At 67.9% G+C, this 20,748-nt stretch carries 17 protein-coding genes, 1 pseudogene and 1 riboswitch; of the genes and pseudogenes, 14 read left to right on the top strand and 4 right to left on the bottom strand.

The genetic code is table 11. The features are described from left to right. Window positions 1–6: 6 nt before the first annotated feature. The 3 genes from DIE22_RS25170 to DIE22_RS25160 are packed head-to-tail and all read left to right on the top strand — an operon-like array spanning window position 7 to window position 5,095. Window positions 7–1,527: an efflux RND transporter periplasmic adaptor subunit gene (locus DIE22_RS25170; protein WP_124606334.1), complete on the top strand. Its 1,521-nt coding sequence runs from the start codon at window positions 7–9 to the stop codon at window positions 1,525–1,527. Next, entirely contained in the window at window positions 1,524–4,730 is a 3,207-nt protein-coding gene (locus tag DIE22_RS25165; protein ID WP_124499942.1) for an efflux RND transporter permease subunit, read from the top strand. The genes DIE22_RS25170 and DIE22_RS25165 overlap by 4 nt, the downstream gene beginning before the upstream one ends. Beyond that, window positions 4,727–5,095, top strand: coding sequence for a copper-binding protein (locus DIE22_RS25160; RefSeq protein WP_124499941.1), 369 nt, complete (start codon window positions 4,727–4,729; stop codon window positions 5,093–5,095). Before DIE22_RS25165 ends, DIE22_RS25160 begins: the two co-directional genes overlap by 4 nt. Window positions 5,096–5,228: 133 nt before the next feature. On the opposite strand, the gene DIE22_RS25155 is transcribed toward DIE22_RS25160, so the two are convergent. From DIE22_RS25155 to DIE22_RS25145, 3 genes are all read right to left on the bottom strand, one after another. Continuing rightward, window positions 5,229–6,239 carry a sodium:calcium antiporter gene (locus DIE22_RS25155; RefSeq protein WP_124606333.1) on the bottom strand — a complete coding sequence of 337 codons (1,011 nt, stop codon included), beginning with the start codon at window positions 6,237–6,239 and terminating at the stop codon, window positions 5,229–5,231. A gap of 82 nt (window positions 6,240–6,321) precedes the next feature. Continuing rightward, window positions 6,322–6,497: riboswitch (yybP-ykoY riboswitch) on the bottom strand. 133 nt (window positions 6,498–6,630) lie between these two features. Beyond that, complete coding sequence (locus tag DIE22_RS25150) at window positions 6,631–8,046, bottom strand: heavy metal sensor histidine kinase (RefSeq protein WP_124606332.1); 1,416 nt, start codon at window positions 8,044–8,046, stop codon at window positions 6,631–6,633. Next, on the bottom strand, window positions 8,043–8,714 hold the full coding sequence (locus tag DIE22_RS25145; RefSeq protein ID WP_124499938.1) for a heavy metal response regulator transcription factor: 672 nt from the start codon (window positions 8,712–8,714) through the stop codon (window positions 8,043–8,045). Before DIE22_RS25145 ends, DIE22_RS25150 begins: the two co-directional genes overlap by 4 nt. A 267-nt stretch (window positions 8,715–8,981) precedes the next feature. Between DIE22_RS25145 and DIE22_RS25140 the strand changes: the two genes are divergently transcribed. The 8 genes from DIE22_RS25140 (at window position 8,982) to DIE22_RS25105 (ending at window position 16,496) form a co-directional block, all read left to right on the top strand. Further along, on the top strand, window positions 8,982–9,368 hold the full coding sequence (locus DIE22_RS25140) for a hypothetical protein (protein ID WP_124499937.1): 387 nt from the start codon (window positions 8,982–8,984) through the stop codon (window positions 9,366–9,368). Between the two features lie 88 nt (window positions 9,369–9,456). Next, complete coding sequence (locus tag DIE22_RS25135; protein WP_124499936.1) at window positions 9,457–9,750, top strand: hypothetical protein; 294 nt, start codon at window positions 9,457–9,459, stop codon at window positions 9,748–9,750. Beyond that, window positions 9,747–11,414, top strand: a complete 1,668-nt coding sequence (locus DIE22_RS25130) for a TolC family protein (protein WP_124606331.1) — start codon at window positions 9,747–9,749, stop codon at window positions 11,412–11,414. The genes DIE22_RS25135 and DIE22_RS25130 overlap by 4 nt, the downstream gene beginning before the upstream one ends. 1 nt (window position 11,415) lies before the next feature. After that, window positions 11,416–12,711 carry a multicopper oxidase family protein gene (locus DIE22_RS25125; RefSeq protein ID WP_124499934.1) on the top strand — a complete coding sequence of 432 codons (1,296 nt, stop codon included), beginning with the start codon at window positions 11,416–11,418 and terminating at the stop codon, window positions 12,709–12,711. A 72-nt stretch (window positions 12,712–12,783) separates the two neighbouring features. Continuing rightward, on the top strand, window positions 12,784–13,131 hold the full coding sequence (locus tag DIE22_RS25120; protein WP_124606330.1) for a copper-binding protein: 348 nt from the start codon (window positions 12,784–12,786) through the stop codon (window positions 13,129–13,131). Window positions 13,132–13,145: 14 nt separating this feature from the next. Then, on the top strand, window positions 13,146–13,532 hold the full coding sequence (gene copC, locus DIE22_RS25115) for a copper homeostasis periplasmic binding protein CopC (protein WP_124499932.1): 387 nt from the start codon (window positions 13,146–13,148) through the stop codon (window positions 13,530–13,532). Then, the gene (locus tag DIE22_RS25110) at window positions 13,529–14,470 is read left to right on the top strand and encodes a CopD family protein (protein ID WP_124606329.1); all 942 of its coding nucleotides are present in this window, start codon (window positions 13,529–13,531) and stop codon (window positions 14,468–14,470) included. The genes copC and DIE22_RS25110 overlap by 4 nt, the downstream gene beginning before the upstream one ends. 211 nt (window positions 14,471–14,681) lie before the next feature. Next, window positions 14,682–16,496, top strand: coding sequence for an ExeM/NucH family extracellular endonuclease (locus DIE22_RS25105; protein WP_124606328.1), 1,815 nt, complete (start codon window positions 14,682–14,684; stop codon window positions 16,494–16,496). A 282-nt stretch (window positions 16,497–16,778) separates the two neighbouring features. On the opposite strand, the gene DIE22_RS25100 is transcribed toward DIE22_RS25105, so the two are convergent. Then, on the bottom strand, window positions 16,779–17,783 hold the full coding sequence (locus DIE22_RS25100; RefSeq protein ID WP_124606327.1) for a helix-turn-helix domain-containing protein: 1,005 nt from the start codon (window positions 17,781–17,783) through the stop codon (window positions 16,779–16,781). 253 nt (window positions 17,784–18,036) lie between these two features. On the opposite strand from DIE22_RS25100, the gene DIE22_RS25095 reads away from it, so the two are divergent. The 3 genes and pseudogenes from DIE22_RS25095 to glyA all read left to right on the top strand — a co-directional run. Next, entirely contained in the window at window positions 18,037–19,284 is a 1,248-nt protein-coding gene (locus DIE22_RS25095) for a D-arabinono-1,4-lactone oxidase (RefSeq protein WP_124606326.1), read from the top strand. A 33-nt stretch (window positions 19,285–19,317) separates the two neighbouring features. Continuing rightward, window positions 19,318–20,097 carry an SDR family NAD(P)-dependent oxidoreductase gene (locus tag DIE22_RS25090; protein ID WP_124606325.1) on the top strand — a complete coding sequence of 260 codons (780 nt, stop codon included), beginning with the start codon at window positions 19,318–19,320 and terminating at the stop codon, window positions 20,095–20,097. 320 nt (window positions 20,098–20,417) lie between these two features. Next, window positions 20,418–20,748, top strand: a pseudogene (gene glyA, locus DIE22_RS25085) (serine hydroxymethyltransferase); the annotation flags it as partial.

Raw genomic sequence — 20,748 nt, 5'->3', positions numbered from 1 at the left:
AACGACATGACGAAGCAAACACTGGCCCGTGCCGCGCTGCCGGCGTTCGCCGCCGCGGCGCTGCTCGGCGCGGGTTATGTCGCGGGCGCACGCCATGCGGCAAGCGTCGCGCCGGAAGCCGCCGCGGCGTCGCCCGGCAAGCCCGACCCGACGACCGGACGCAAGGTGCTGTACTGGCACGACCCGATGGTGCCGAACCAGCACTTCGACAAGCCGGGCAAGTCGCCCTTCATGGACATGCAGTTGCAACCGGTCTATGCGGACGAAGGCGGCGGCACGTCAGGCATCCGGATCGATCCCGGCCTGCAGCAGAACCTCGGCGTCCGCTACGCGACCGTCCGGCGCCAGGAAACGGCCGGCGGATTCGATGCGGTCGGCACCACGCAATTCGATGAAGCGCGCACGGATGTCGTGCAGTCGCGCGTGACGGGCTACATCGATCGCCTGTACGCGCGGGCGCCGATGCAGCGCATCGACAAGGGCGCGCCGATCGCGTCGCTGTACGTGCCGGACTGGCTCGCGCCGCAGGAGGAATATCTCGCGCTGAAGCGCGGCGGGATGGATGGCAGTCTGCTGGAGGCGTCGCGTGCGCGCATGCGCGCGCTGTCGATTCCGGACGGCATGGTCGCGAGCCTCGATCGCACCGGCCGCGTGCAGACGCACGTCGTGCTGAGCGCGCCGGAAACCGGTGTGGTCAGCGAGCTGAACGTGCGCGACGGCGCGATGGTCGCGCCGGGGCAGACGCTGGCCAGGATCTCGGGGCTGTCGACGCTGTGGCTGATCGTCGAGATTCCCGAGGCACTGGCGTTGAACGTGCAGCCGGGGATGCCGGTGGACGCGACGTTCGCGGGCGATCCGTCGCGGCACTTCACGGGGCGCATCCGCGAGATCCTGCCGGGCATCAGCACGAGCAGCCGCACGCTGCAGGCGCGGCTGGAGATCGACAACGCGTCGCTGCGGCTGACGCCCGGCATGCTGATGCGCGTGCGCGTCGCCGGGCCGAAGGCGGTGCCGCGCCTGCTCGTGCCGTCGGAGGCGGTGATCGCGACCGGCAAGCGCACGATCGTCATCGTGAAGCGCGGCGACGGTGGCCTTCAGCCGGTGACGGTGACGGTGGGCAACGACGTCGGCGGCGATACGGAAGTGCTCGGCGGGTTGAGCGAAGGCGATACGGTCGTCGCATCGGGGCAGTTCCTGATCGATTCCGAAGCGAGCCTCAAGTCCGTGCTGCCGCGGCTGGACAGCAGCGCCGGCGCGAGCGGGGCGGTGGCCGCGTCCGCACCGAAAGCGGCGGCGCCGAGCTATGAGACCACCGGCAAGGTCGAGAACGTCACGGCCGACGACATCACGTTCTCGCATCAGCCCGTACCCGCACTCGGCTGGGGCGCGATGACGATGACGTTCGGCAAGCCGTCGGCCACCGCGTTCCCGGACGTGAAGCCGGGCCAGACGGTGCGCTTCGCGTTCACGCAGGGCGACGACGGCTATCGGCTGACGAAGGTCGAACCGCAGGGAGGCGAACGATGATCGCGCGCATCATTCGCTGGTCCGTCCACAACCGCTTCCTGGTGCTGCTCGCCACCGTGCTGATCGCGGCCTGGGGCGTCCATTCGCTCAGGCAGACACCGCTCGATGCGTTGCCCGACCTGTCGGACACGCAGGTGATCGTCAAGGCGTCGTATCCGGGCAAGGCGCCGCAGATCGTCGAGGACCAGGTGACCTATCCGCTGACGACGACGCTGCTCGGCGTGCCGGGCGCGAAAACCGTCCGCGCGTACTCGTCGTTCGGCGATGCGTTCGTCTACGTGCTGTTCGACGACCATACCGACCCGTACTGGGCGCGTTCGCGCGTGCTCGAATACCTGAGCCAGGTGCAGAGCCGCCTGCCCGCCGGCGCGACCGTGTCGCTCGGGCCGGATGCGACCGGCGTCGGCTGGGTGTACGAGTACGCGCTCGTCGACCGCACCGGCGGCCACGACCTCGGGCAGCTGCGCGCGCTCAACGACTGGTTCCTGAAGTTCGAGCTGAAGGCGGTGCCGGACGTGTCGGAAGTCGCGAGCATCGGCGGGATGGTGCGCCAGTACCAGGTCGTGCTCGATCCGGACAAGCTGCGTGCATACGGCATCACGCAGGCGGCGGTCGCGGACGCGCTCGGCAAGGCGAACCAGGCGTCGGGCGGCTCGGTCGTCGAGCTGGCCGAGTCGGAGTACATGGTGCGTTCGTCCGGCTACCTGCGCACGCTCGACGACTTCCGGCACGTCGTGCTGCGCACCGACGACGCGGGCACGCCGGTGCTGCTCGGCGACGTCGCGCGCATCCAGGTCGGCCCGGCGATGCGGCGCGGCATCGCGGAGCTGAACGGGCAGGGCGAGGTGACGGGCGGTGTCATCGTGATGCGTTCGGGCAAGAACGCGCTGACGACGATCGACGCGGTGAAGGCGAAGCTCGCCAGCCTGAAGCGCTCGCTGCCGCCCGGCGTCGACATCGTCACGACCTACGACCGCTCGCAATTGATCGAGCGCGCGGTGGACAACCTCAGGGACAAGCTGATCGAGGAATTCGTGATCGTCGGGATCGTCTGCGCGGTGTTCCTGTTCCACCTGCGCAGCGCGTTCGTCGCGATCCTGTCGCTGCCGCTCGGCGTGCTGGCTGCCTTCATCGTGATGCGCTATCAGGGCGTGAACGCGAACCTGATGTCGCTGGGCGGCATCGCGATCGCGATCGGCGCGATGATCGACGCGGCGATCGTGATGATCGAGAACGCGCACAAGCATCTGGAGGCCTACGGCCACGCGCATCCCGGCGAGCCGATCACGGCCGCGCGCCGCTGGGAGCTCGTCGCGACGTCGGCCGCGGAGGTCGGGCCGGCGCTGTTCTTCTCGCTGCTGATCATCACGCTGTCGTTCATTCCGGTGTTTTCGCTGGAAGGGCAGGAGGGCAAGCTGTTCGCGCCGCTCGCGTTCACGAAGACCTACACGATCGCCGCCGCGGCCGGGCTGTCGGTGACGCTGGTGCCCGTGCTGATGGGCTATCTCGTGCGCGGCCGCATTCCGCCCGAGCACGCGAACCCGATCAACCGCGTGCTGATCCGCCTGTACCGGCCGCTGCTCGAAGCGACGCTGCGGCGCCCGTGGTTCGCGATCGGCGTCGCGCTCGTCGCGCTGTTGCTGACGGCCGTGCCGTTGTCGCGGCTCGGTGGCGAGTTCATGCCGCCGCTCGACGAAGGCGACCTGCTGTACATGCCGACCGCGCTGCCGGGCATCTCGGCCGACAAGGCGAGCGAACTGCTGCAGCAGACCGACCGCCTGATCAAGACCGTGCCCGAGGTCGACACCGTGTTCGGCAAGTCGGGGCGCGCGGATACGGCGACCGATCCCGCGCCGCTCGAGATGTTCGAAACGACGATCCGCTTCAAGCCGCGCAGCGCGTGGCGGCCGGGGATGACGCCGGAGAAGCTCGTCGACGAGCTCGATCGCACGGTGAAGGTGCCGGGCCTGTCGAACGTGTGGGTGCCGCCGATCCGCAACCGGCTCGACATGTTGTCCACCGGCATCAAGACGCCGGTCGGCGTGAAGATCTCCGGGCCGGACCTGACGGGGATCGACGCGATCGCGACGCAGGTCGAGGCGGCGGTGAAGCACGTGCCGGGCGTCACGTCCGCGCTCGCGGAGCGGCTGAACGGCGGCCGCTACATCGACGTCGACATCGACCGCCTCGCGGCCGCGCGCTACGGGCTGTCGGTGGCCGACATCCAGTCGGTCGTGTCGTCGGCGGTGGGCGGCGAGGATGTCGGCGAAGTGATCGCGGGGCGCGAGCGCTTTCCGATCAACATCCGCTATCCGCGCGAGATCCGCGATTCGCTCGAGAACCTGCGGCAACTGCCGGTCGTCACCGCGCGCGGCGCGCAGATCCGCCTCGGCGACGTCGCGCGCCTCGCAATCGCCGACGGGCCGCCGATGATCCGCAGCGAGAACGCGCGGCTGTCCGGCTACGTGTACGTCGACATGCGCGGCACCGATCTGCGCACGGCGGTTCGCGCGATGCAGCAGGCGGTCGCGCAACAGGTCGCGTTGCCGCCCGGCTATTCGATCGCGTGGTCGGGGCAGTTCGAGTATCTCGAACGCGCGGCGGCGACGCTGCGCACCGTGGTGCCGGTCACGCTCGTCGTGATCTTCGTGCTGCTGTTCGTCACGTTCGGCTCGGCGGCCGATGCGCTGCTGCTGATGTCGACGGTGCCGTTCGCGCTGGTCGGCGGCTTCTGGCTCGTCTGGGCGTTGGGCCACGCGGTGTCGGTCGCGACGTCGGTGGGCTTCATCGCGCTGGCGGGCGTGGCCGCCGAGTTCGGCGTGGTGATGCTGCTGTACCTGAAGGGCGCGCTGCAGCGCCGCCTCGACGCCGGTGCGCCGCTGACCGATGCGATGCTGCTCGACGCGATTCGCGAAGGCGCGGTGCTGCGCGTGCGGCCGAAGGCGATGACGGTCGCCGTCGTGCTGGCCGGCCTCGTGCCGATCATGATCGGACACGGCGCCGGCTCCGAAGTGATGCAGCGCATCGCCGCGCCGATGGTCGGCGGGATGGTCACCGCGCCGCTGCTGTCGATGTTCGTCATTCCCGCCGCGTGGCTTCTGCTGCAGCGCCGTCGTGCGCGAAGCGCGAGCCGTCAGCGGCATTCCGATGCAGTTCCTCACGGCATGAACGTGCCGTCCACCCCAACTGGAGAATCCCCATGAAGATGAATCAACTGATCGCCACTGCCGCAGCCGTTCTCGCAACCGGCGCGTTCGCCGTACCCGCGTTTGCCGCGGGCGACATGTCGGGCATGGACATGTCCGGCATGAAGATGTCGTCGGGCGGCGCGGCCGAGTCGAACACGGCGCTGACCGATGCCGAAGTGAAGAAGGTCGATGCCGCCAGCGGCAGGATCACGCTGAAGCACGGCGCGCTCGAGAACGTCGGGATGCCGTCGATGACGATGGCGTTCAAGGCGAAGGACGCGGCCATGCTCGCCGAGGTTCATGCGGGCGACAAGGTGAAGGTGCGCGTCGAGAACGTCAACGGCACGCTGACGATCGTCAAGCTCGTGAAGGCGTCGTAAGCGCGGGATGCGGGCGGCGCAGGCCGCCTGCAGCGCGGGCAGCGAAGCGCGATGCAGCTGCTTGCGCCGCGGTCGGGTGCGTGCGTCCGCCGGACGACGCGCCCGATCGCACCCGATGCGGCGTTTCAGCGCGTCAGCGCGTCAGCGTAACGAACAGATAGCCGACGTAACCGGCCCCGTTCGCGAGCAATGCCCAGATCGCGAGCCCGCGCGCGCGGGCATTGACGCGCAGCCAGACCGCCGCCGCGAGCGTGATGACCACGCCGGTCAGCACTTCGGGGCGCGGCTCCCACGGCGTCAGCATGATGCCGATCGCGGGCAGCAGCGTGCCCTGGAACACCATCGCGCCGGTGATGTTGCCGAACGCGAGCGTGTCCTTCCCGCGGCGGATCCACAGCACGCTGTTGACCTTCTCCGGCAGCTCCGTCGCGATCGGCACGATGATCAGCGACAGCAGCAGCGCGGAGATGCCGAGCAGGTGCGACACGCCTTCGACGCCGTGAATGAAGCCCTTTGCACCGCCGACGAGCAGTGCGACGCCGAGCGCGAGCTGCAGCGCGATGGTCGCGAGGTTGGTCGGCAGCCCGACGCGCGACAGGAACATCGCGTGCGGCGCTTCGGTGCCGTGCCCGGCGTCGACGAGCTGCGTCGACGCGCGGAACGTCATCACGACATACGTCACGTAGATCCCGACCAGCATCACGGCGAGCAGCGCGCGGATGGCCCACACGTGATGCGGGACGAACATCGCGACGGTGGCGAGCGCGAACGCGGCGATGAAGTAGTTCAGGTCGCGCACGAAGCCGGTCCGCTCGGGCGTGATCGTGCCGGTCAGGCCGCGCGAGCGGATCACGGCGAGCGTCATCAGGAAGGTCGTCAGCGTCGCGAGCATCAGCGGCGCGCCGAGAATCGCGCCGACGCCGATTTCCTCGTTCACGGCCGCATTCGACGTGCCGCCCGCGAGCGCAAGCAGCGGCACCATCGTTTCGGGCAGCGCGGTGCCGACGGCCGCGAACAGCGAACCGGTGACGCCTTCGGAAATCTTCAGCCGTTCGCCGAGATGTTCGAGCGCATTCGTGAAGAGTTCGGCGGCGACCAGGATGACGAGCAGCATGAACGCCAGTTCGACGAGCATCAACGTCATGCGGCACCTCCGCAGGCAGGCATGCGGGCGGTCATGGAACGCGCGAAACGCGAAGAGGAGGCAAGGAGGAACATGGGGACTCCGTGGTCGGACGTGGACGAACCATGACGCATCTGCCGACGTCCGACCAGGACCGACGCGATGCGTCGATGGTCTCGCCAGACCGATTCGGCCGAACGCGCCACGGCCGCGGGCCGAGTGTGTTGACGCGTTCGCTTTCCGGGGAAGGAAAGCAGGCTACTCCCCAAAGACGAAGGGCAGTCTAGCCGAGCCGGCTGCTTTCGGCAAGATTGCGCGGTCATGCCCTTTCATTCTGGCGGGGCACTCGCGTTTCAGCGGATGCGCATGCCGTGCCGGGAAGCAACCGGCGTGCACGGGCGTCATGCGCGTGTCACGAAGCCCCGGCCGGGAAATACAGCGCGAACGTGGTGCGTCCGTCGCGGCTCGCGACCTCGATCTTGCCGCGGTGCAGTTCGACGATCGACTTGACGATCGCGAGCCCGAGCCCGGCGTTGCGCGCCGCGCCGTGCCGCGACGAATCGATCCGGTAGAAGCGCTCGAAGATCCGCTCGATCTGTTCGGGCGGAATCGCGACGCCGCGGTTCGTGACTTCGACGACCGCGTAACCGGGCCGCGTCGATACGGCCAGCTCGATCGTCGACCCGGCTTCCGCGTGTTCGAGCGCGTTCGACGCGAGGTTGCTGACGGCGCGCCGGAACAGCGTCGCGTCCGCGACGACCGGCGCTTCGCCGTGCACGTCGAGGTGTACGCCGGCTTCGTCGGCCAGCGCCTGGAAATACGACGCGAGCCGGCGCAGCTCGTTGCCCGCGTCGAGTTCGACGGTCTTCAGGTGCTGCAGCGCATTGTCCGTGCGCGCAAGAAACAGCATGTTCTCGATCATCCGCTGCAGCCGTTCGCATTCCTCGATGTTCGAATCGATCAGCGCCTCGTATTCCTCGGTGGTGCGGGCGCGCGACAGCGTGACCTGCGACGAGCTGATCACGTTCGCGAGCGGCGTGCGCATGTCGTGTGCGAGGTCGGACGAGAACTGCGACAGCCGCACGAACGCGCGCTCGAGCCGGTCGAGCATCCGGTTGACCGACGTGGCGAGCTCGCGCAATTCGACCGGGCCGCCGCGCGCATCGAGGCGCGCGTTCAGGTTGTGCGCCTCGATGCGCGACGTCTGCCTGCCGAGGCTCTCGACCGGGCGCAGGCCGCGCGATGCGACCGCGTAGCCAAGCGCGCCGACCAGCAGCGCGCCGAGGGCGGCCGCGAGCCAGATGTCGACGCGATAGCTTTCCAGCAGCGACTGGCGATCGGTCGCCGTACGCGCCAGCGCGACCTGGATGGTCTCGCCCGACGGCAGCGCGGCGCGCGCACGCACGCAGCGCGACGTGCCGATGCCGGGCGGCGAGCAGGTGAACGGGCGGGCGGCCGCGCCCGCCGCAGCGGCCGGCTGCGGCCGCGCGATGACCGAGGCGAGCGTGTTGCCGGCTTCGTCGGTGTGTTCGACGAGCGGGCGGTTCGCGCTGTCGTAGATGCCGAGATAGACGCCCGGATGCGACAGCAGCACTTCGTGGAAGACGGCCGGATCGGCGCGCAACGCAGCCGTCGAGCCGCTCGCTCGCGCGAGCTGCAGGAACTGGTTGAGCTTGCCGGCGATCTCGATGTCGTCGCGCCGGGTCAGCTCGGCGGACAGCGAGCGATACAGGTACGCGCCGGTCAGCGCGAACACGAGCGCGGCGACGGCCGCGAACGCGAGCGTCAGGCGCCGGAGCAGCGAATAGGGTGCGGGGCCGACGGTCACGCGCGATCCTCGAGCACGTAGCCCATCCCGCGTATCGTGTGGATCAGCTTCTTCTCGTAGGCGTTGTCGATTTTCGCACGCAGGCGCTTGATCGCCGCATCGACGACGTTCGTGTCGCTGTCGAAATTCATGTCCCAGATCTGCGACGTGATGAAGGTGCGCGTCAGCACCTCGCCCTCGCGTTCCGCGAGCAGCTGCAGCAGCGCGAACTCCTGCGCGGTCAGGTCGATGCGGTTGTCGGCGCGCCGCACGCGGCGCTTGATCAGGTCCACCTCGAGATCGGCGACATGCAGCATGTCGCGCGCATTGCGCGGCGCGCGCCGCAGCAGCGAACGGATGCGGGCGAGGAACTCCGCATACGCGAACGGCTTGAGCAGGTAGTCGTCGGCGCCCAGTTCGAGCCCCGTGACCTTGTCCTCGATCGCCTCGCGGGCCGTGAGCAGCAGCACCGGCGTCTGCTTCTGCGCGCGCAGCCGCCGGAGCACCTCGAAGCCGTCCAGCTCCGGCAGCATCACGTCGAGCACGACGAGATCGAAATCCTCGTGCAACGCGAGGAACAGCCCGTCCTGGCCGTTCTCGGCCACGTCGACCGTGTAGCTCGCCTCCGTCAGCCCCTTGCGGAGGTACGACGCCATCTTGGGTTCGTCTTCGACTATCAGTATCCGCATGGTGGAGCAGGCCGTTCGTGATTCCAGCCGGTCAGTGTAACGCGTGAGCTTACGGTGCCACGCGTGCGCGAAAGATGACCGCCGGATGACGGAATTGTCACGAAGCGCGCATGCGATGCAATGCCCGCGCTTCATGAAAATCCGGTCATGTTTCGGCCATGTCGTCGTCACGCCGGCGGCGATAAGCTGCGACCGTCTTGTGTCCGGAGCGCGCCGTCGCGGCGCTGCTCCCGTTCATCCGGTCATTGTCTGCCTGATTCCGCATCCATGTCGTACTGGCGCAAATTCATCCTCGTCGTGCTGCTGGCGCTGTGTCTGCCGATCCAGTCGTTCGCGACCGTGTCGATGCAGTGCGCGGGCGCGGTCGCTGCGGTGCCGCATGCGGAGGATGGGGCGAGCGCCGATGGCCCGGCTGCGTCGCAGGCGATGCAGCGCGCCCACGGCGAACAGCATGAGCACGACAACCACGCACGGCACGCAACGTCGTGTTCCGCCTGCGGCGCCTGCTGTTTCGGCACGGGCATGGCGGAGGTGCCCGCGGTGTCCGTTACGTCGGACATCGGCATCGCGATCGTCTCATTCGCGCCTTCGACCGTCGTCGTGTCGTTCCTGACCGGCGGCATCGACCGGCCGCCGCGCCGGATTCCCGTCTAGTCCCTGCCCGCGGCCGGCCGGCCGCGATCCGCAAACCGTGCCGACGGTCATTCGACGTCCGCCGCACGACTCACGACGAGAAACATCCATGCGATTGATCATTGCGGCGCTGCTTGGCGCGGCGGCCCTCGTGCCGTCGCTCGCGCCCGCGCAAACCGCCTTTCCCGATCCGGCCGATGCAGCCGCGTCGGTGCCGGACGTCGCCGTGACGTCCGCGTTCGACGGCTACGTGCCGTATCGCGACGACGCAGGCCCGGGCTGGAAGCAACTGAACCGGGACGTGATGGAGCGGCCCGCGAAGGGGCAGACGACCGGACACGCAAAGCCCGGAAACCCGGCGGCCGGCGCCGCCCATTCGATGCACGGAGGGGCCGCGCAATGACGAGATTTGCGATTTCACCGCGATTCGGCGCGACCGTGTTCGCGCTGGCCTTCCTCGCCGGCTGCACGACGTTCTCGAAGGACGGCGGCTTCGATGCCGTGTCGTCCACCGCATCCGAGCGCATCGGGAAGGACGCCGTCATCGTCAGGACCGACGCCGACCGCGAAGCCGTCGACAAGCGGACGAAGGAATTGCTCGCGAAACCGCTGTCGATGGACGACGCGGTGCAGCTCGCGCTGCTGAACAACCGCGGACTGCAAGCGTCGTATGCCGAACTCGGGCTGTCGGAGGCCGACCTCGTGCAGGCCGGCCGATTGCCGAACCCGCGCTTCTCGTTCAGCCGCACGCGGGCCGGCGACGGCGAGCTGAGCCTCGGCCGCACGTTCTCGGCCAACGTGTTCGCGCTGCTGACGCTGCCGCTCGCGACGAACATCGAACGCCGCCGCTTCGAGCAGACCAAGCTGGAGACGGCCGACGCGATGCTGAAGGTCGCGGCCGACGCGCGTCGTGCGTATGTCGAAGCCGTGGCCGCCGAGCAGGCCGCGAACTATGCGCAACAGGTGCGCGACGCCGCGAGCGCGGCCGCCGAACTCGCGTTGCGGATGCGGCAGGCCGGCAACTTCAGCCGGCTCGACTACGCACGCGAACAGGCGTTCCATGCGGACGCGGTCGCACAGCAGGCGAAGGCGCAGCAACAGGCCGTGGCCGCGCGCGAGAAGCTCACGCGTGCGATGGGACTGTGGGGCGAGCGCACGCGGTACACGCTGCCCGAGCGCCTGCCCGACCTGCCGAAGGCGCGCCCCGATCTGCCCGATCTCGAACGCTACGCAATGCGCAACCGCCTCGATATCCAGGCCGCGAAGCTGCAGACGCAGGGTGTCGCGTCGTCGCTCGGACTCAGCAAGGCGACGCGCTTCGTCAACGCGGTCGATCTCGGCTACGTGAACAACTACGAGACCGGCAAGGGTCACGAGCACGGCTACGAGATCAGCGTCGAGATTCCGCTGTTCGACTGGGGCGGCGCGAAGGTCGCGCGGGCCGAGGCCGTCTACATGCAGTCGGCGAACCGGCTCGCGCAGACGGCCATCGACGCGCGCTCGGACGTGCGCGAATCGTATGCGGCATACACGATGAGCTACGACGTCGCGAAACACTATCGCGACGAAGTCGTGCCGCTGCGCAAGACGATCTCGGACGAGCTGCTGCTGCGCTACAACGGGATGCTCTCGAGCGTGTTCGAGCTGCTGGCCGATGCACGCGAACAGGTCGGCGCGGTCAACGGCTACATCGATGCGCTGAAGGACTACTGGCTCGCCGAAACCGATCTGCAGGCGGCTGTCGGCGGCCGGCTGCCGACCGTGCAGGCAATGCAACCAACGCAGCAGCAGCCGACGCAGCAGCAGCCGACGCAGCAGCAGCCGACGCAGCCAACGCAGCCAACGCAGCCAACGCAGCCAACGCAGCCAACGCAGCCAACGCAGCCAACGCAGCCAACGCAGCCGACGCAGCCGACGCAGCCGACGCAGCCGACGCAGCCAGCGCAGCCAGCGCAGCCAGCGCAACGCACGGACGCTCCCGCCGCATCCACGACCGACGCTGCGCCGCAGCCGGCTTCCTCACCCGTGGCGCAACCGGCGCCCGCAACGCATCCGGAAGGTCATTGACATGGTGTCCCGTCGACAATTTCTCAGCGGCTCGGGCGCCGCGCTGCTCGGTGCGGCGATGGTCAGCAAGGCCGGCGCCGCGTCGCTGCCCGAAGCGCCCACGATGGCGAAAGCCGGCACGCAGCCGCCGCTTGTGCCGCCCAACGGCCGCCCGTACACGCCCGTCGCGACGCTGAACGGCTGGACGCTGCCGTGGCGGATGAAGAACGGCTGGAAGGAGTTCCACCTGACGGCCGAGCCGGTCGTGCGCGAGATGGCGCCCGGGATGAACGCGAACCTGTGGGGCTACAACGGCCAGTCGCCGGGCCCGACGATCGAGGCCGTCGAAGGCGACAAGGTCCGCATCTTCGTGACGAACCGGCTGCCCGAGCACACGACGATCCACTGGCACGGGCTGCGGCTGCCCAACGGGATGGACGGCGTCGGCGGTCTCACGCAGCCGCATATCCCGCCCGGCAAGACCTTCGTCTACGAGTTCCAGCTGGAGGCGCACGGCACGTTCATGTATCACCCGCATGCCGACGAGATGGTGCAGATGGCGATGGGGATGATGGGCATGTTCATCGTGCACCCGAAGGATCGCGCGACGATGCCGGTCGATCGCGACTTCGTGTTCCTGCTCGCCGCGTACGACATCGATCCGGGCAGCTACACGCCGCGCGTGAACGAGATGACGGACTTCAACATGTGGACGTTCAACTCGCGCGTGTTCCCGGGCATCGACCCGCTGCCGGTGCGGGCGGGCGACCGCGTGCGGATTCGTTTCGGCAACCTGACGATGACGAACCATCCGATCCACCTGCACGGCTACAGCTTCGAGGTTGCCGGCACGGACGGCGGCTGGATTCCGCCGGCGGCGCGCTGGCCGGAGGTGACGGCCGACGTCGCGGTCGGCCAGATGCGCGCGATCGAGTTCACCGCCGATCGCCCCGGCGACTGGGCGTTCCATTGCCACAAGTCGCATCACACGATGAATGCGATGGGCCACCAGGTGCCGAACCTGATCGGCGTGCCGCAGAAGGATCTCGCGAAGCGCATCGGCAAGCTCGTGCCCGACTACATGGCGATGGGCAGCACCGGCGGCGCGATGGGCGGCATGGAGATGCCGCTGCCCGACAACACGCTGCCGATGATGACGGGCACCGGCCCGTTCGGGCCGCTGGAAATGGGCGGCATGTTCACGGTCTGCAAGGTGCGGCAGGGGCTCGGCCGCAACGACTATCGCGATCCGGGCTGGTTCCGGCATCCGAAGGGCACCGTCGCCTACGAATACACCGGCGAATTGCCGGACGGCTGAGCGGCGGCATGCGGCGGCCGTGACGATGCGGCCGCCGGTTTCATTTCACTCACTCTGGATGGAGCAGGCACGATGAAGAAGGAACTGGTTTCGATTGCAACGGGTTGCGCGCTGGTGTTTTCGGCCGCGTCATACGCGGCCGGCGACATGGCCGGCATGGACATGGGCGGCAACGCGAAGCAGGGCGCCGCCGCGACACGCGCGATGTCGCACGGCGAGATCCGCAAGGTCGACACGGCCGCTGGCAAGCTGACGATCAAGCACGGCCCGCTGGAGAACCTCGGGATGGATGCGATGACGATGGTGTTCAAGGTCAAGGATCCGGCGATGGTGTCGCAGGTCAAGGCCGGCGACAAGATCGATTTCGTCGCCGAGGACGTGGGCGGTGCATTGACCGTCGTCGAACTGCGCAAGCCGTGAGGGTGGGTATGAACATGCATACGACGATCACGACACTCAGGCGGCTTGCCGGCTTCGTCGCGGCCGGCGCGCTGATCGCCGCCGCGCCGGTTGCGGCCTCGGCGCACGGCAAGCTGGAAAGCGCGACGCCCGCGACCGGCAGCACGGTCGACACCGCTCCCGACACGTTGCGGCTTGCGTTCAACGAAGATCTCGAACCGACGTTCAGTTCGGTGAAGGTGTCGGACGCGAACGGCAAGCCCGTCGCGCACGACAAGGCGAAAGTCGATCCGGCGACGCCGCGCGTGATGACCGTCGCGCTGCCGACGCTCGCGCCGGGCGCGTACACCGTGCAATGGGCGGCGATGACGGCCGACGCGCATCGCACCAAGGGCACCTACACGTTCAAGGTGAAAGGGTGAACGAGGGCTTCGTCGGCATGCTGCGGCTGGCGGCGGTGGCGATCCAGAACGCCGGGTTCGCCGTCGTCGTCGGCGCGCTGCTGGGCAGCCACTGGCTCGCACGCGGCGTGTCGGCGTGGCAGCGCGACCTCGCGCGGCGGCTCGTCGCGACGCTGCGCGCTGCGTCTGTCGTGTCGCTGCTCGCGAGCATCACGGCGTTCTGGGCGCATTGCGCGTTGATGAGCGAAGTGGCGCTGCTCGACGCGGGGCCGGCCGTTCGCTCGATGCTGGCCGGCACCGGGTTCGGTCATGCGTGGCTGGCCGGCGCCGTGTTCATGGCCGTCGTCGTGCTGCTGTCGTTCCTGCGGCGCGCGACCGATACGCGCTTTCCGTTCGTGCTGTGGGCCGCGCTCGCGGGCGTCGCGCTGGCGCGCAGCAACGGCGGGCATCCGGTCGATGCGGGGCTGTTCAGCGTGCCGGTGTGGGTCGACTGGCTGCATCTGCTGGCGATCAGCGCGTGGGTCGGACTCGTGTTCGTGACGGCATTCGGCGTGATGTCGCGATTCGCCGGGATGCCCGCGAGCGAGCGCATGACCGGCGCGTCGTTCGTGCAGGCACTTTCCGATACGTCGACGGTTGCACTGGCCATGCTGTTTGCGACCGGCGCGTACAACGGGTGGCGCGGTGTCGATACGCCGAACAACCTCTTCACGTCGACGTACGGACAGATCCTGCTGCTCAAGCTCGCCCTCGTGCTGATCGCGGCGGCGCTCGGCGGACACAACCGGTTCTTCGGGATGCCGAAGCTGATGGCCGCGCTGAAGGATCCGGCGGTTGCGGTCCCGGTCGTCGCATTGCGCCGGTTCGGCGCGGTGCTGCGGATCGAGGCGGTCGTGCTCGCCGGCGTGCTGATGGTGGCGGCGTTGCTCGTGTCGAGCGCGTTGCCGGGGACGGTTTAGCACCGCGGCCGGCGGGTGAAGCCGGCATCGGGAAATCGTCGGAACAGGGGCGGCACTTGTCGGGCGATTTCCCGCTTTCCGGCCGCGAGCGCGCGGCCGGTCGCAACGGCGGAGCGAGACAGAAAATTACATTTGCCTGTCTCGCGATTACCAAAAACTGTCACCAAGCGCCGCTAAGCTTTCGCCACCCTCACAACCGGGATTCCCCGTCATGCGCTCGACAATCCGCCTGTTTGCCCCGCTATTGCTGCTGCCCACGCTTGCCGCGCCCGTCCTGGCCGCCACGGCCGCCCCCGTCAGCCCGAGCTGCGGCGGCAGCACGACGCCGATCGCCGACATCCAGGGGCCGGGCGCGCCGTCGCCGCTCGCAGGCCAGAACGTGTCGATCGAAGCGGTCGTGACGGCCGAGTTCGGCGGCACGGACGGCTTCGGCGGCTTCTTCGTCCAGCAGGCCGACGCGCAGCGCCGCAACCAGCCGGGCGTGTCCGAAGGCCTGTTCGTCTATGCGCCGAAAGCGCGCGCGAAGGCCGGCGATCTCGTGCACGTGACGGGCAAGGTCGAGGAGAAGTACGGGCAGACGCAGCTCACGCTGTCGGGCGCGATCGCGGTGTGCGCGAACGGCCAGGCGGTCACGCCGGCAACGCTCTCGCTGCCGGTCGAGAACCCGAATGCGTTCGCCGCTTATGAAGGGATGCGGGTGCGCCTGCCGCAGACGCTGACCGTCACCGACAACTACGAGCTCGGCCGCTACGGCAGCGTGATGCTGAGCAACGGCCGACTGCGCACGCCGACGAGCGTGGTGCCGCCGTCGCAGGCGCAGACGCAGATCGATGCGAACGCACGCAACCGGCTGGTCCTCGACGACGGCTCGAACAAGCAGAATCCGGCGACCGTGCCGTATCCGGCGCCGGAACTGTCGGCCGCGAACACGCTGCGCTCGGGCTACACCGTGCGCGACGTCGAAGGCGTGCTCGAGGTGCGCTACGGCGCATGGCGCGTGCAGCCGCTGCCCGGCGCGGCCGCGCCGGCGTTCGACACGCGCTCGAACCCGCGCACCCATGCACCGGCGCGCGATCCGAAATCGAACCTGCGCGTCGCGTCGTTCAACGTCCTCAACTACTTCAACGGCAACGGTCTCGGCGGCGGCTTCGACGATCCGAACAACCGCGGTGCGAAGAACTACCAGGAGTTCCAGCGTCAGGAAGCGAAGATCGTCAGCGCGCTGAAGGCGCTCGATGCCGACGTGATCGGCCTGATGGAAATCCAGAACAACGGCTACGGCGAACTGAGCGCGGTGCACCAGCTCGCGGCGAAGCTCGGCGGCAGCTGGCGCGTCGTCGATCCGGGCACGTCGCGCCTCGGCGGCGACGCGATCACGGTCGCGATGATCTACGACAGCCGCAAGGTCGAACCCGTCGGCCGTGCGTCGACGCTCGCGATCGACGACAAGAACCGCCAGCCGCTCGCGCAGTCGTTCCGGCGTGTCGGCGGCAACAAGCAGGCGCTGACGATCGCGGTCAATCACCTGAAGTCGAAGAACTGCCCGGACGCGGCGAACGACGACCTCGACCAGGGCGATGGCCAGGGCTGCTGGAACCCGACGCGCACGCGCGCGGCCGCGAAGCTGGCCGACTGGCTCGCCGGCACGCCGACGGGTGTCGCGGGGCAGGGCACGCTGCTGATCGGCGACTTCAACAGCTACACGCATGAAGACCCGATCCGCCTGCTCGAATCGCGCGGCTACCGCAACCTGGTGTCGCGCTGGATCGGCGCCAACGCGTACAGCTACGTGTACAACGGCGAAGCCGGCTATCTCGATCACGCACTCGCGTCGCTGCCGCTTGCATCGCACGTGAAGGCCGTGCACGAATGGCACATCAATGCGGACGAGCCGCTCGCGCTGCAGTACACGCTCGCGTACAAGTCGGCCGAGCAGCAGAAGACCTTCTACGCGCCGGATGCGTATCGCTCGTCGGATCACGATCCGGTGCTGATCGATATCGCGCTGCCGGGCGGCGGGCGCTGAGCGCCGGTCGAGCGTTTGAAGCACGGCGTGCGGCGCTGCCGCACGTCGTCGCGTGAGTGGTGGCGCTGCCGCTCGCTCACGCGATTTTCCCCTTCCCCCACGCATCACGTGCCCGATTCGCGATCGCTGCAAGGCGATCCGGAATGCGCGGCGCGATTGAGCGCTTCTTCATTGCGAACACCCGTGTATTACGCGTCAATGCCGTGCGGCGCGCCCTGTGGTTTCTCGGGCAACTAATTCCACCGCACATCTGAATAGCATCGCATCGCGCACGGTCGACGTTCAGCTTTCCCGGTGTGCGTAGCGCCTCGCCGTCGCCGACGGCAACTCGCCGAACATCGTCCGGTAGTCCTGCGCGAAACTGCTCAGGTGCCAGAATCCCCACTTCGTCGCAGCGGACGTCACCGACCCGCCCAGCCGCAGCTCGCGCCGAACGTGATTCAGCCGGACGGCGCGCAGGTACGCGATCGGATTGAGATTGAGCGTGTCGTTGAACGCATATTGAGCGGTACGCCGGCTGATGCCGAGCTGCACGCACAGTTCGGCGATCGACAGCGGGCACGTCGACGCATCCTGCAGCCGCTCCTGCACCGCGTTGACGAGTGACCAGTACTTCGTCGAACGCGACGCGAGTGCATCCACGTCCGGCGCGGGCACCGTCATGGCTTCGGAAATCGCATACAGCACGGTCCGCTCGAGCAGTTCGATCCGCGCCTGCGTCGTCACGTCCCCGATCGGCGTGCTTTTCGCGGCCGCGGCCATCGTGTGGCGCAGCAGGTCGCGCAGGCGGTCCGCGACCTGGGCCGTCATCGGGATCAGCGGCGCGAAGGTGCGGGCCCGCAGCGACGCGGCGAGCGTGCGCAGCGCCTCGGTCGACAGCTTGTCGGGCTCGATCTCGACGTTCACGAGCACGTGCCTGTCAGGTGAATAGAACTCGAACACCGGCTGGCTCGAGAACACATGCAGGCTGTCGCGGCCGCTCTTCTCGCCGCACATCCGCGCATGGCCTTCGAGCTCCAGCGGCACGGCCACCGCGATGCGGTCCGACGGCACCGCGCCCTGCTGCAGGATCACCTTGTCGAGATCCTCGACCAGCAGCCGGATGCCGCCGAGCGACACGATGGATGACGAGCCATGAAACGGGCCGCCCGAGATCTGCGTGTAGTTGAGATCCCAGCCGTCGAAGATCCGCGCCTGTTCCTCCACGTCGGTGAACGCGCAGAACGCCACCGTGCGTGCGAACGACGGGGCGCCAGAGTAATCGCGCGGATCGGCAGACGGCGTCATCGGAGTCGGGAGGGGGCGGGCCGGATCGATTCATTGTATCCGCTCGACGCGCCGGTCAAAAAAGCCCCGGCGGCCCGATTCCCCGTGGAAACCCTCGCTTGCCGAAATCCGATAGTGAAAAGCCGGCCGGCGCAATACCTTTGATACGAACACGACGCATCGCGCCGGCGCCGGGACTATCCCGCTTCGTTGCCGGCCGACCCGAACACGGCTGCCGGCGCGGGACGGCCGGCGCACTTCTGGAGAGACGTTGATGGCGCTTCCACGTGGCGGATTCTGGCGGAACTGGGTAGGCAATCAGTCGTGCGTGGCCGCGCACATGGCGTCGCCGACCAGCGAGGCGGAGATTGCCGAGCTGGTGCATGCCGCGACCAGCCAGGGCAAGAACGTCCGATGCGCGGGATCGGGACATTCGTTCACGCCGGTTGTCGCGACGAGCGGCCTGCTGCTGTCGTTGCAGGACTACCAGGGCATCGTCGCGGTCGACGAACGGCAAAAGCGCGTCACGGTGAAGGCCGGCACGCGGATCAACGCGGTGACGCGCCACCTGAAGGACATCGGCTTCTCGCTCGTCAACCAGGGCGACATCGATTCGCAGGCCATTGCCGGTGCGTTGGCGACGGGCACGCACGGCACGGGGACGACGCTCGGCAACCTGTCGTCGCAGGTCGTCGGGATGCGGATCGTCCGTCCCGACGGCTCGATCATGGAAGTGGGCGACCAGCAGGACCTCGACCTGCTGCACGCGACGCAGGTGAATATCGGCATGTTCGGCGTGGTCTCGGAGCTGACGCTGCAGGTGACCGACGCGTTCTGGCTGCACGACCGCGTGTGGCGCGAGGACTTCGAGGCGCTGATGGAAAAGTACGACGACCTTGCGGCAAGGCATCGGCATTTCGGTTTCTTCTGGTGCCCGACGTCCGAAAGCCGCCACCTGTACTGCCTGCCCGACACCACGAAGGTGTCGAACTCGAAGAAGGACTACGACGTGTGCGAAATCAAGGTGATGGACGTCACCGACTCGCGCACGTTCCACGCAGGCGAGCACGAGAAGATCGCGTACAGCGCCGAGGTCTATGCGATCGACTACGTCGCGAATTTCCACGAACTCGAGTACGCGGTGCCCGCCGAACACGGCAAGGAAGCGCTGCGCCGCGTGCGCGACCTGATCCTCACCAGGCATCGCGACTGCATCTTCCCGGTCGAGTACCGCTTCACGAAGGGCGATCCGGCGTGGATCAGCCCGTTCAACCACCAGGACAGCGTGACCATCTCGTGCTCGGGCGGCCCGAACGGCGTCGACTACTGGCCGTTCCTGAAGGACGTCGACGACATCCTGCGCGACTACGGTTCGCGTCCGCACTGGGGCAAGCTTCACTTCACGAACCGCGACGACGTGGACCGCTGGTTCCCGAAGGCCGAAGCGTTCCGCGAACTGCGCCGCAGTGTCGACCCCGAAGGCTATTTCCTCAACGATCATCTTCGGACGCTGTTCAGCTGAGCGGTCCGAACGAACCAGACTGGAGAACGACGCATGAATGCCAAGATCGACGGCCGCCTGGCCGGCAAGGTCGCCATCGTGAGCGGCGGCGCGGGCGGGTGCGGTGGTGCCGCGTCCGAACTGTTCGCCGCGCAGGGCGCGAAGGTGGCGATCATCGACCGCGACGGCGACGCCGCCGAAACGCTCGCGGCGCGGCTGCGCGATGCCGGCTTGCAGGCCATCGGCCTCGGCGCCGACGTGTCGAAGCAGTCGGACGTGCAGCAGGCGGTCGATGCGGCGCGCAAGCACTACGGCAATGCCGACATCCTGTTCAATCATGCGGGCACGCTGATCGTCAAGCCGTTCCTCGACATCGAGGAGTCGGAATGGGACTGGCTGATGGGCGTGAACGTGAAGAGCATGTTCCTGATGACGAAGGCGGTACTGCCGCAGATGCTCGAAAAGGGGCGCGGCAGCATCGTCTGCACGTCGTCGATCTCGGCCGTCTGCGCGACGCCGGGCGAAGTGCTGTACGACGCGACCAAGGGCGCATGCCACATGTTCGCGCGAGCGATCGCGGTCGAATACCGCGACCGCGGTATCCGCTGCAATGCGCTGGCGCCGGGGTTCATCCGCACGCCGCACGGGATGCGCGAACTGAAGGATTTGCAGGCGATGGGCGTGGACGCGACCGAAGCGGCCATCGCGGTGCAGCAAGGCCGGCTGTGCGAGCCGTCGGAAGTGGCCGCGGCCGCGCTGTTCCTCGCGTCGGACGAATCGAGCTTCGTCAGCGGCACCCAGCTCTTCGTCGACAACTGTTTCTCCGCTGTTTAGGCCCCATATTCGCAAGAAGCCGAAGGGCAGGCACGACCTCTCCAGGAACGGCAGGTTCGGTCGAAGGTTCCGCAGCGATGCGGACCTTCGATTTTTTTTGGCCGGGCCGCCGCGCGATGTGTCCTAGCGGATTGTCGCAATCCTTCTATCTGAACGAATTTGCGTCTGCTGGAATGGCAATGACGAGTAACCGTTCAGCCGGCATCGCGGGGCGGCATGGTTGTCGACGTCATCGAACGCCGTTCCGGCGCTCGGCTTCGCGGGTCCGGGCAAGTCCGGCATACCAGGATCAATCCATCACTTTCTTTTGATCAATCATCATGTTCAATCGCACTACCAGCACCGTCGCCAATGTCGATCCGGAACTCTGGACTGCCATTCAGGACGAGAACCGCCGCCAGGAAGACCACATCGAGCTGATCGCGTCGGAAAACTACACGAGCCCGGCCGTGATGGCCGCGCAGGGCTCGCAGCTCACCAACAAGTACGCGGAAGGGTATCCGGGCAAGCGCTACTACGGCGGCTGTGAATACGTCGACGTGGTCGAGCAGCTGGCGATCGACCGCGTGAAAGCGCTGTTCGGCGCGGAAGCCGCGAACGTGCAGCCGAACTCGGGTTCGCAGGCGAACCAGGGCGTGTTCTTCGCGATGC

Source organism: Burkholderia sp. Bp9142 (assembly GCF_003853415.1).
Lineage (GTDB): Bacteria > Pseudomonadota > Gammaproteobacteria > Burkholderiales > Burkholderiaceae > Burkholderia.
This window is presented reverse-complemented; position numbering and strand designations above follow the sequence as displayed.